The following is an 11,336-nucleotide window of genomic DNA, read 5'->3' on the forward strand; positions in this document are numbered from 1 at the left end:
CCTGTGGTTGACACGACTTCAGGGAAGGAGTCCCCTTACCTCACGCCCACCACCGACGGCAGGCCGTGCCGGCCAGGTAGGCGCCCCCAGGCACTAGGAGGGGCCATGGCTCCCGTCCGAGGCTCCCGTCCGAACATATCTGGGTGTGGCGATCGGAACCCTTTCCCTCCTTCTGGGCGCTTCGGTCACCGCTCCTGCGGCTTCTGCGGCAACAGGCCAGAGGAACTGCAACGGAATCTACAAAACCCTCTGCGTGAAAGAGCTCTCAAACGGCTACCAGGTCTCTTACTACAATGACACCGGGGAGGTCGCGCACCTCGATTTCAACCTCAACTGCAGCAGCGGACGGTACGGGGACGAGGGCAGTTTCACTTCGTACCCTGGATGGACCAGCTACTACTACTTCGAGGTCGGGGTCAAGACCTGGTGCCAGGGAGGCATGTACGACTACGACTTCGGCGGAGGCCCCGGACTGTGGCTTTGGACAACCAAGCTGTACCACTAACCCGGCTTCGAGAAAGTCGGCCCGTCTCCCCCGTTCCAGCTGCATCTGATTATGCGTCATCACTTGCCTGCGGAGCTGCCGAAACAGCCGAAGCGCAGCAGGAATGAGCCCGGGGGCCCAGGCACCGAATCGGAGCCTCACATCGGAGCCACCTCTTCTCCCCGATGGGAATGCTGCGCATGTCCCCTCCCCCCGTGACGGAAGCGCCCGGCGCCACCGAAGCCCTGCCCGACTGCCCGGCTCGGGCGGACATCAGCGGCGCAACGCCGTTCGAACTGCCGGGCAGGGTCGCGCTGACCAGGCCTGTGGACGAGCTCCCGACCCGCCTGGGCCTGAGCCTGTCCCTGGTGGCCGACGGCTGGCGGGCCGTCCTGCGCACCGGCCCTGATGCCCGCATCTTCACACCTGGCGGCGCTGACCTCGGCCGCAGCCTGGCGGACCTGTTGGAGATTGCCTCCGGGATGCCCACGGCGGTTCTTGACGGGAACGTGCTGGCCGTACTTCCCGGTGGTGCGACGTCTCTGGGCCTGCTGCGCTCCCGCGCGGGCGCCGGACCACGCTGGGGCGAGCCCTTTGCCGTCCGCTTCGCCGCATTCGACCTTCTTGCACTCACCGAGGACTGGCGGCCCCGGCCCCAGTACGAGAGGCAGGAACGGCTGTCGCATCTCCTGGACGGCGGTCCGCGGGCCGTCCGGGCCCTACCGGCCGTCAGTGCGGCATCCGTCGCCCTGCACGGAATTAACCTCGCCTCCGTAGCTGTCCTCGCCAGACCGACCGACCTGCCTTACCTCCCCGGCCACGAATCTGGTTGGCTGACGTACCGGTGCCCACGCAGATCCGTCGGCGTCATCGTGGGGATCGTCGGCCGGAGCAGCGCGCAGCCGTCGGCAGTGATCGCGTGTCCGGACTCCGGCGGGCGGCTGCGGCCGGTGGCTGTCACGCTGCCCCTACCCGCGCCTCTTCGCGAGGAACTCGCGCCGCTCCTGGACTTCACGGGGGGCACGGAGTCGCTTCCGGCTCCGCTGGGAAGGGTGTGCGGGCGGCGGTGGGCCGAGTACCACACGGTCCGTCCAGATCTCGTGCTGGAGGTCGATTCCGGCTCGGCGGGGATCGGCATTTGTCTCGCTCGTCCGCGGGCTGTGCGCGTTCGTACGGACATCGGGCCTGACCGGATGGCGATGCGCGACTGAATACGGCCGTCTACGGGCCTCGGTCGTGCGTGTGCCGGCTCCCGCCTGATGGTCTGCGGTGCGGCACATCTCAGTGTCCGAACGCTCCGACGGCTCGGATCCAGCGGTTGGGGAGCCGGTTGCCCGTCCTTCTGGCAACACGGCCGTTGACCAGACAAATACCTTCTTACCGTACTAAAATTTCCGACCATGAGCGTTCTGGCGGACAGGCTTCCTGCTGATGTGACGAGTCTGGTCGGGCGCCGGGCGGAGCTTGCGGAGCTGAAGCGGGTGCTGGAGGAGTCACGTCTGGTGACGTTGACCGGCATCGGGGGTGTGGGCAAGACCCGGTTGGCGTTGCAGGTGGCGCGGGAGGTGCGGCGGGCGTTTCCGGACGGGGTGTTCTGGGTGTCGCTGGCGGAGGTCGGCGAGCGGGGCCTGGTGGCGCTGACGGTGATGGACGCGGTGGGCCTGCGCACCATGGGACCGGAGGCCACCACGGTGCTGGTGGACTACATGCGGGACAAGCGGTTGCTGCTGGTGCTGGACAACTGTGAGCACCTGGTCGAGGCGTGCGCGGATCTGGCGGCGGAGCTGCTGCCGGCGTGCCCGGGGGTGCGCGTGCTGGCGACCAGCAGGGAGGTCCTGGACATCGGAGGCGAGCGGACCTTCGTCGTCGCGCCGCTGCCCGTGCCCGAGGAGGACGAGGGCCCGGACCGCACCCCGACCGCGGGGGCCTGGTCCGGGGCGGTGGCGGACGCGATGGCCCTGTTCGCGGACCGGGCGGCGGCCGCGGTGCCGGGTTTCGAGGTCACAGCCGACAATGCCTGGGCCGTGGCGGCCCTGTGCCGCCACCTGGACGGCCTGCCGCTGGCCATCGAACTGGCCGCCGTCCGCATGCGCGCCCTGTCCGTCGAGGAACTCCTGCGCCGCCAGGACGAACGCTACGAGCTCCTGACCCGCCGCCAGCGCGGCACCCCCCTCTCACGCCACCGCTCCCTGCGCGCCACCGTCGACTGGAGCTTCGAACTGTGCTCCCCCGAGGAGCGCCTCCTGTGGGCACGCCTGTCGGTGTTCGCCGGCGGCTGCGACCTGAACGCCGCCGAGAGCGTCTGCGCCCGCGAGGGACTCACCCGCGACGCCGTCCTGGACGTCATGGCCGGCCTGGTGGAGAAGTCCATCATCACCCGCGAGGAGCACCACGGCCGCGCCCGCTACCGCATGCTGGAGACGATCCGCCAGTACGGCCGCGAACAACTGCGCGACACCGGCGAGGAACCCGAACTGCGCCGACGCCACCGCGACCACTACCAGCGACTGGCCGAACGCGTCCAGGAACAGTGGTTCGGCCCCGGCCAGGTCGCCCTGTTCGCCTCCACCCGAACCGAGCACGCCAACCTCCGTGCCGCCATGGAGTACTCCCTCACCGAACCCGGCCAGGCACCCGCCGGACTCCACATGGCCAGCTCCCTGTGGATCTACTGGATCGTGTGCGGCCTGCCCCGGGAGGGTACCGTCTGGCTGGAACGAGCCCTGGCCCGCAACGAGGAACCCGACCGGATTCGCGCGGTGGCCCTGTGGGCTGCCAGCCTCCTCAACATCTACGGCGGGAACCCGGCCCCGGAAACGGGCGTGGACGAGGTCATCACCATGGCGGAGGAGAGCAGGAGACTGGCCGAACAACTGGCGGACCCCGCTCTCGTGGCCCACGCGACCTACCTGTCCGGATTCACCCAGCTACGCGGAAGCGACCTGGCCCAAGGCCTTTCGGTCATCAACGACGGGATCGAGTTGGAGCGGGCGTTCGGTGAATCGAACCCGCACCTGCGCTTCGCCCAGTTCATGCTCACCGTCGTCGCAACGCAGTGCAATCTCGTCGATGTGGTCGTCACCGTCGGGGAGGAGTGCCGGACCGCCTGCCGCAAACTCGGGGACGAGTGGGTCCGCTCCTGGATCAGCCTGTACCTCGGCGCAGTCGGTGTGCTCCAGGCACGCGACCAGGAGGCGGAGAACCACCTGCGCGAGGCCATCCAGCTCAAGGAACCGTTCAACGAACTGCTGGGCCTCGGCACCGCCGTCGAGTTCATCGGCTGGTGCTCGATCGCGGACGGTGATGTCGAAAAGGGCACCCGGCTCCTGGGGGCGGCCACCGTCTTCGTGAAACAGCTGGGGTTCGACTTCGACACCTACCTTCCGCCGGGTGGATGGGGCGGCCGCCGCGACCACCGCACCGTGGTGGCGGAGGCCAAGGCCAGCCTGGGGGAAGCGGCCTACGCACGGGCCTTCGAGAGCGGCGCCCGCCTGTCGCAGGAGGAGGCCATCGCGCTGGCCCTCGGTACGGAGGTCGTGCCGGAGAAATCCACGGCGGGTCCCGGCGACTCCCCGCTCACCCGGCGGGAGGAGCAGATCGCGGAGCTGCTCGCCGAAGGGCTGTCCAACAAGGAGATCGCCGAGCGGCTGGTCGTCGCCCAGCGCACCGCCGAGACCCACGTCGCCAACATCCTCACCAAACTCGGCTGCACCTCCCGGTCCCAGGTGGCCGTCTGGGTCACCCAGCGTCGGCGGGCCGCAGCCGAACGCCGGAACGGCGACGCGGGCTGACGCGGCCGCCGGACGGAAGACGGGACCGGGTTCCGCCGGGCCGGCCTCTCAGGACGGGGCTGTGACCGGCTGCATGATCTGGCTCTGAGCCTGCTTGCCGAGCCCGCTCAACCCGACGCGGAGCACGATCTCCTCGATGCTCCGCTCGGGAATCACACGGTTCAGCAACGGACCTCGTACCAGATCGCGCATGGCACCCCCCGCGCCCGCGACGGGCACTCCCACCCAGGCCAGCGGGCTGGTCGTCCCGGGCTGGTAGCTGATGCCCGTGGCGATCGAATTAGCCGCGGAACCCTTGAGGAAGCCCTTGCCGCTCTCGTACACCGCGATCTCCCGCCACGACTTCGGAGCGCCGATGGCATTGAGGGCGCGGCCGGCCAGGCCACCGACGTTCTCCGTCGTCCAGGCGCTGGGCCTGAGCTTGGCGGCACTTTCGCCCGCGACCTGGCCGTACTGGGTGACGTAGCCATCCCGCCACGGACTGGCACGCCACAGAGCGGCGGCACGCTGTGCCAGCGGCACCGTCCGGCGCATCGACTCCCCCGCGTCCGCGAAGTCCCTCCACGCCTGGTAGCGCGCTGCCGCGGCACCGAGGCCCCGCTCGGCGGTGGAAGCGGCAACCGAGGCCTTTCCGGCCGCGCGCTCCGCCACCCGTACCTCGTGTGCCGCGGCGGCCCGACCGGCCTCGGCGCTCTGCAACCCGTGCTGTGCGAGCCGGGCCCGTGTGCTCGCGGTCAGGTGCTCCACCGCAGAGCGGCGCTCACTCCCGGAGACAGCCGGAATCCGGCGCAGCGTGTCGGCCGCCCAGGCGCGTGCCTTGCTCTGCGCGACGAGTTGGGACTGCGCCCGGACGCTCTGCTCGGCGGTCTCCTTGCGCAGGAGGGCGTCCAGGAGGTTGCGTTGGGTCTGCTGCCGGGCGACGGCCGCCGCCTCACGGCCGGCCTGCGCGCCGGACACGGCAGCCGTGAGGGACTTGCCTTCGCTCGGCAGACCGTGCAGGCCAAGCTCCCGGGCCCGGGCCCGCGCCAGCAGGAATCCGTTGACGGGGTCGGCCTGACCGGATCCCCCGAGGGTGGAGCCACCGCGGGTCGCGCCGGACTCGGCCGCATGACCGACGAGGGTCTCCGACGAGCCGGTCAGGGCGTCCGCTATCTCGGCGGAGGTGGGGGTGGTGCCGGCGTGCTGGAGAGGCTTCTCCTTCTTTCCCAGCGAGTTCGCCCATTTCTTGGTCTGCTCGCCGAACGACACGAACTGCGGGGAACCGTCGGCGGAGCGCTTGATCTCGCCGGACTCGGTCAGTGCCTTCTTCAGGCCGCTGCCCTCGACGGCCCCGAACACCCCGCCGGCGACGCCGCTGCCGAGCGCCGTCCACAGCATGGTGATGTCCAGCGGCTTGTGGCTGATTCCGCGGGCGGTGAGGGAGGCGAGCACGTCGACGGCAGCGTCGCGCAGCCCTTCGAAGGCCATCCTGCCGTAGGCGAAGCTGAAGGACTCCGTCCGCCAGACGAGGTTGGAGATCTGGGAGATCCAGACGCGGGCCTGGACGAGGAACCGGACGATGGCCGACAGGAGGTCTGCGATCCAGGTGATGAAGCGGCCCGCGGTGGCGGCCAGGGCGGCGAGCTGCATCTCGACCATCGAGAACAGGGGTGGGAAGAGCGCCACCGCGGCCAGCATGGCGAGCAGGGCCGCGATCTGGATCGCCAGCTCCTTGATGATCACCAGGGCCTTGGACTGCTGTTCGGCGTGAACTCCGTGGACGTTGCCGATGACGGCGGCGGCCCGCGCGGCGTCGGCGAGAAGATCGGCGTCGGCCGACGCGGCAGAACGGAAGGAATCGGCGGAATCGCCGGACCAGGAGAGCTCTGACTGCCTCACCAGCTGCGCCAGGTCATCGGCGTGCGAACTCAGTTCCGTGGCGAGTTCACGGAAAGCATCGGCATGTGTACGGATCGCCGTCGGCCTTCCGCCCGGATCAGGCAGGCCGACGGCCCCGAGAGCGTAGGCCGTGTCCGGCACGGTCCCCACTGTCATTACCGCGGCCCGAATCGCACAAGGAGCACTGACAGATCAGGGCCGCTGCCACAGTCGAAGGCGGTGTGCATGTTTCCCAGGATGCGGGTGCACCGCCCGGTGGAAGCGCTCTCACAGTCGGAGGCCGCGAGTATTCAAACGCTGTTCAACTTCTGTTCCGGGGCGGTAACTGGGCGATACCCGCAGGACATCTCCGGGTCGCCGGAGGCCGTGCAGGACGCTTCGGGGTCCCGCCACAGCGAGCCGCGCAGACGCGGGACCTGGATCGGTTCGGGCAGGAGGAATGCCGACGGCGCCTGTCCGGCCCCTGGTGGGTGCGCCGGGAGCAGGCGCCGCATGGTCCGATCATTCGCCCTGCGGGCCACCCGGGCCGTTGCCGGCTACGACGCCCGGGGTCCCCGGAAGGGGCGGGTTGTCGGCCGCGGGCGCGGGCAAGGGGAGGTCCAGGTCCAGCAGGGTGCGCAGATCGTCCTCGGTGGGCCGGGCGAGGCTGCTGAGCCGGCCTGCCTGACAGGTGACCATGACGTCCAGGACCTGCCGGGCGTAGCGCCCGTTGCCGAAGGCACGGCCCCGCGGCACCGCCTCGAAGTGCCGCAGCAGGGCCGCGTTGAGCGCCGGGGCGCACACGTAACCGGAGACGGAGGCGTGCTGCTGCACGATGGTGACGAGTTCTCCCGGCGCGTAGTTCTCGAACTCCACCCGCCGGGAGAACCGCGAGGACAGGCCGGGATTGGAGTCGATGAAGTGGTCCATCTCCTCGGAGTATCCGGCGGCGATGACCACCACCTCGTCCCGGTGGTCCTCCATCAGCTTCACCAGGGTGTCGATCGCCTCCTGCCCGAAGTCCCCGCCGGGGCGGGCCGGTGCGAGGGTGTAGGCCTCGTCGATGAACAGCACTCCCCCGCGGGCCCGTTCGAACGCCTCCCGGGTGCGCTGGGCGGTGTGTCCCACCCACTCGCCCACCAGGTCGGCCCGGGAGACCTCGACCAGTTGGCCCCGGGTCAGCACGCCGAGTGCCTGCAGCAGCCGCCCGTACAGCCGGGCGACCGTGGTCTTCCCGGTGCCGGGGGCGCCCGAGAAGACCAGGTGGCGGCTCAGTGAGGGTGTGGGCAGCCCGGCCTCGCGCCGGCGTCGGGCCGAGGCGAGCAGGTTCACCATGTCGGAGACCTCCCGCTTGACCTGGGCCAGGCCGACCATGTCGTGCAGGTTCCGCAGCAGTGTTTCCAGGTCCGGCTGGGTCGTCTGCGGGTCGGCGGAGTCGTGCCGGACCGGCAGCGCGACGTCGTCGGGAAGCAGGACGGTCAGATCGTCCGCGGTGGCGCCCGGCAGCACGGCGAGGCGCTGGGCCTGTCGCTCGACCGTCTCCTCGAAGACCTTGCGGGCCGTGCGGCCGTTTCCGAAGTCCCGGTCCCGGGGGATCAGTTCGAAGTACTGGGTGAGAGCTGCCCGGGTGCCGTCACCGAGCTCGTACTGGTGCTGCTGACACATGTGCTCGATGATGGTTACCAACTCCGGTGACGCGTAGTTCTCGAACCCCACGGTGCGGGTGAAGCGCGAGGACAGCCCGGGGTTGGAGGCCAGGAACCGCCGCATCTCCTCCTCGTAGCCCGCCACGACGACCACCACGTCGTCCCGGTGGTCCTCCATGAGCTTCACCAGCGTGTCGATCGCTTCTCTGCCGAAGTCCGGGCCGTTGCCGCCCTCGCCCGCGACCAGGGTGTACGCCTCGTCGATGAACAGCACGCCGCCGCGCGCCTCCTCGAACCGCTCGGCGGTCTTGATGGCGGTGCCGCCGACGATCTGCGCCACCAGGTCGAGGCGGGCGACCTCCACCAGGTGGCCGCGCCGCAGGGTGCCCAGTGCGGCCAGGATCTGTGCGTAGAGGCGGGCGACGGTGGTCTTGCCGGTGCCGGGCGGCCCGGCGAAGACCAGGTGCCGGCTCATGGGGGGAGCGGGCAGGCCGGCCTCGCGGCGGCGGGCCGCCATCCGGTTGAGGTTGACGAGGTTGGTGACCTCCTGCTTCACCGCGGACAGGCCCACCAGGGAGTGCAGTTCGGCCAGCGCGGCGGCGAGGGCCTCCTGCCCGGGCAGGACGTCCGCCTGCGGGACGTCCGCCTGCGGGACGGGCGCCGCTGCGGGCGCGGCGGTGGCGGCGGTCCGAGGGGCGGTCGTTGCCAGGCTTGCGGTCGCGGCGCTGCCGGTGTCGGGGGACCCGTTGCCGCGGCTGCCGAGGTTCTCCAGGGTGAACCTGGTGTCCGGCACGGTGCGGCGCAGGCCGGCGCCGGCGTTGTCCCAGCTCTCGCAGTCGCGGACGGCGACTTCGCCGGTCGAGTCGATCAGGAAGCCGTCGGCGTCGTTGGCGTACACCTCGCAGGCGCCGGCCGAGCCGGTCGACTGTTCGGCGAAGCGGATTCCGCCGCTGCGGCAGTGGTGGACCCGGGAGCGGCTGACGGACAGCTCGCCGTCGCCCTCCACCGCGATGCCCTGGGCCGCGGCGCCGGAGACCTCGCAGTCGCGCAGGACGGCCCGGCCCTGTGCTCCCACCAGGACGCCGGCATCGGCGCTGTCGAGCAGTTTGGTGCCGCTGACGTACGGGTTGCCGCCGCTGCTGACGGCCAGGCCCGCGTGGCCGGTCTGCTGGATGCTGCACTCCTCGACGCGTCCCCGGCCGTTCTCGGTGACCAGGATGCCGTGGCCCTTGCAGTCGGACAGCGTGGCCTTGCGGAACAGGGGGTTCGCGCCGGTGCTGATGCCGATGCCGTGCTGTTCGGCGCCCAGTACCTGCAGCCTGGTGTAGGTGCCGGCCGACTGCTCCCGGACGACGACCGCCAGCGCCGCGGAGTCCTGGATCCGGCAGGACGTGAGGGTGGGATTGCTCTCGCCGGTCACCCACACCGCCGTCTGCTCGGACCGGGTCACCTCGCAGTCCTCGAACGTGCCGCGGGAGCGTTCGGCGACGTGGATGCCGTTGCCTCCCGCGCGGATCACCCGGCAGCGGAGCACCGTGGGATCCGCTCCGCCGGTGAGGACGATGCCGTGGCTCGCGCTGTCCGCGATCTCGCAGTCCTCGAAGGCCCCCCGTGCCTTGCTGGTCAGGTGGACGGCGGAGTTGGCGGTGTCGTGGATCCGCGTCCTGACGACCTGGGTGCTGCTCTCCTTCTCCATGCCGATGGCGGGGCCCTTGGCGCCGGACACGTCGCAGTCCTCGATCCGGCCACGGGCATGGTCGGTGGCGCAGATGGCGTTGCCCTCGACCTCGCGGATGGTGGAGCCGGTCACCACGGGGCCGGCGCCGGCCGCGATCACGATCCCCGATCCGCCGATCCGCTCGATGGTGCACCGCTCGACCAGGCCGCCGGCCTCCTCGACCGCCACCAGGCCGGAGCCTCCCGGGTTGGTGATCAGGCAGTCCCGCATCGTCAGGGTGGACCGGTTGCGGGCGAGGACTCCGGCCCAGGAGTCCGCGTCGACGCCGCAGTCCTCCATGACGAGCCGGCCTGCGGCGAGATCGACCGTCGCGCAGGTGGTGTCGCGGTTGCGGAGCACCAGGCCGCGGAGGGTCAGGAGTTCTGCGGCGGCCACGACCGCGCTCCCCTCGACCGCCTCCAGGGTGACGCTTCCGCGGCCGTCCTCGGCGGTGATGCTCACCGAGGTGAGCACCTTGAGGCTCTCCCGGTAGTCGCCTGGCAGCACGTTGATGATCGCTCCGCTGTCGGCCTCCGCGAGCGCCTGGCCGATGGTGGGGTAGCAGCCGGGTTCGCTGCCCGACACGTTGAGCACCCTCCTGCTCATCACCGGGCCTCCATGGTCGGACGGGGGCGGATTACCGTGGCCGCACCGGTGGTGGCCGCCGCGTACGGGGCTTCGGGGGTGGCGGGACGGGTGGGTTCCTTCACGGTGGTGCTCCAAGCTTGGGCGGGCGCGGGCTGCGGGCATCGCCCGGTTGACACGGGGTCAGAGTGAGTCGGGGCCGGGCCGGGGCGGCGGAGGTGTGCCTGGAGGGTCCGGCTGGGTGAGGAACGCGATGGCCCGGTGCCTGGTGGGGCCGTCCACCACCGGGGGTTCGAAACCGGCGGCTCGGATGTGCGCGAGAAGCCCGGCGTCCGGTTCCAGGCCGTACTCCTCCAGGTAGTAGGTGGTCGCCTCGCTCCAGATCCAGATCCCGTCGGTGCGGATGTCGACGGGCACCACCGCACCGCGCCCGGGTGCCATGACGTCGTCCAGCCGCTCGGGGGAGGACAGCAGCAGTTCCCCCACCCGCAGGTAGGCCGCGGTCTGCTCCGCCTCGTCCAGGTCGTCGAAGCGGGCAAGGCCGGACTCCTGGTCCGTCTCGGCGAACACCGGGGCGACGGAGAACGGAACGGCGGCCGGTGTCCACAGCAACTGCCCGTACCGACGGGCGAGGAGTTGGTAGAGCGGGATCCCGTCACCGGTCGCGTAGACCTCGACCTGCGGCTCGGCCTCACCGGCCGCCTCAAGGCGGCGCTGAAGCCGCCCGGTGACGGTGGGCAGGTCCAGCCCGCGGTCGACCTCGACGACGAAGACGCGGCGGGGCGCTTCCTCCCCGGCGATCGGGGAGCGCCAGCTGCGCCACAGTCCCCGGGCGCCAGCGACCTCCGCGAGGGCGTCACCGGCTGCCCGGTCCACGCTGTCGGGGGTCTCGCCGTCATCAGGCCGGCCGAAACGCGACGCGGTGAACTCGTAGGACGGCTCCGGTCCGGTGCCGGGCGGCAGCCCGTCCAGGGGTGACGAGTCCTGGCCGTCGGCTTCCAGCAGCTCGGCCAGCAGATCCTCGTCCGGTTCGGACAGCGGCAGGTTGTGTTGGAGAACCACCCAGACCAGTTCGGTGGCGAGGACCCTGCGCTGTTGCTCGGCCAGCAGGGTGCGCAGCCGGACGAGGTCGGCGTCGGGGATCCGGCCGGCCAGGCCGAGCAGCAGCCGGTGGCAGTCCGCGGCCCAGGCGGGCCGCGGCTCCGGCGGGAGGATCGGCTCCGGGTCGGAGTGTGTGCGATCGGACATGTCTGCGC

At 70.8% G+C, this 11,336-nt stretch carries 6 protein-coding genes; 3 read left to right on the forward strand and 3 right to left on the reverse strand.

Annotation, left to right across the window (positions count from 1 at the left end; genetic code table 11):
- The first annotated feature begins 145 nt into the window (after positions 1 to 145).
- The 3 genes from OG689_RS40270 to OG689_RS40280 all read left to right on the forward strand — a co-directional run bounded on the left by OG689_RS40270 (position 146) and on the right by OG689_RS40280 (position 4,275).
- Positions 146 to 505 carry a hypothetical protein gene (locus OG689_RS40270; RefSeq protein ID WP_266327947.1) on the forward strand — a complete coding sequence of 120 codons (360 nt, stop codon included), beginning with the start codon at positions 146 to 148 and terminating at the stop codon, positions 503 to 505.
- 194 nt (positions 506 to 699) lie between these two features.
- Positions 700 to 1,695, forward strand: coding sequence for a hypothetical protein (locus OG689_RS40275; protein WP_266327949.1), 996 nt, complete (start codon positions 700 to 702; stop codon positions 1,693 to 1,695).
- Positions 1,696 to 1,884: 189 nt separating this feature from the next.
- Positions 1,885 to 4,275 (forward strand): LuxR C-terminal-related transcriptional regulator, encoded by a 2,391-nt coding sequence (locus OG689_RS40280; RefSeq protein ID WP_266327951.1) that lies wholly within the window; start codon positions 1,885 to 1,887, stop codon positions 4,273 to 4,275.
- A gap of 48 nt (positions 4,276 to 4,323) precedes the next feature.
- Here the strand turns inward: OG689_RS40280 and OG689_RS40285 are convergent, their stop codons facing one another.
- From OG689_RS40285 to OG689_RS40295, 3 genes are all read right to left on the reverse strand, one after another.
- Positions 4,324 to 6,153 (reverse strand): hypothetical protein, encoded by a 1,830-nt coding sequence (locus OG689_RS40285; protein ID WP_266327953.1) that lies wholly within the window; start codon positions 6,151 to 6,153, stop codon positions 4,324 to 4,326.
- A 501-nt stretch (positions 6,154 to 6,654) separates the two neighbouring features.
- Complete coding sequence (locus tag OG689_RS40290) at positions 6,655 to 10,101, reverse strand: right-handed parallel beta-helix repeat-containing protein (RefSeq protein ID WP_266327955.1); 3,447 nt, start codon at positions 10,099 to 10,101, stop codon at positions 6,655 to 6,657.
- Between the two features lie 162 nt (positions 10,102 to 10,263).
- Positions 10,264 to 11,328 (reverse strand): hypothetical protein, encoded by a 1,065-nt coding sequence (locus tag OG689_RS40295; protein ID WP_266327957.1) that lies wholly within the window; start codon positions 11,326 to 11,328, stop codon positions 10,264 to 10,266.
- Between the last annotated feature and the right edge of the window lie 8 nt (positions 11,329 to 11,336).

The organism is Kitasatospora sp. NBC_00240, assembly GCF_026342405.1.
Taxonomy (GTDB): domain Bacteria; phylum Actinomycetota; class Actinomycetes; order Streptomycetales; family Streptomycetaceae; genus Kitasatospora.

What these genes read in the sequence shown, in the direction of transcription:
- OG689_RS40280 (WP_266327951.1), top strand. Translation starts at nt 1,885, where the DNA reads ATGAGCGTTCTGGCGGACAGGCTTCCTGCTGATGTGACGAGTCTGGTC.
- OG689_RS40290 (WP_266327955.1), bottom strand. Translation starts at nt 10,101, where the DNA reads ATGAGCAGGAGGGTGCTCAACGTGTCGGGCAGCGAACCCGGCTGCTAC.
- OG689_RS40295 (WP_266327957.1), bottom strand. Translation starts at nt 11,328, where the DNA reads ATGTCCGATCGCACACACTCCGACCCGGAGCCGATCCTCCCGCCGGAG.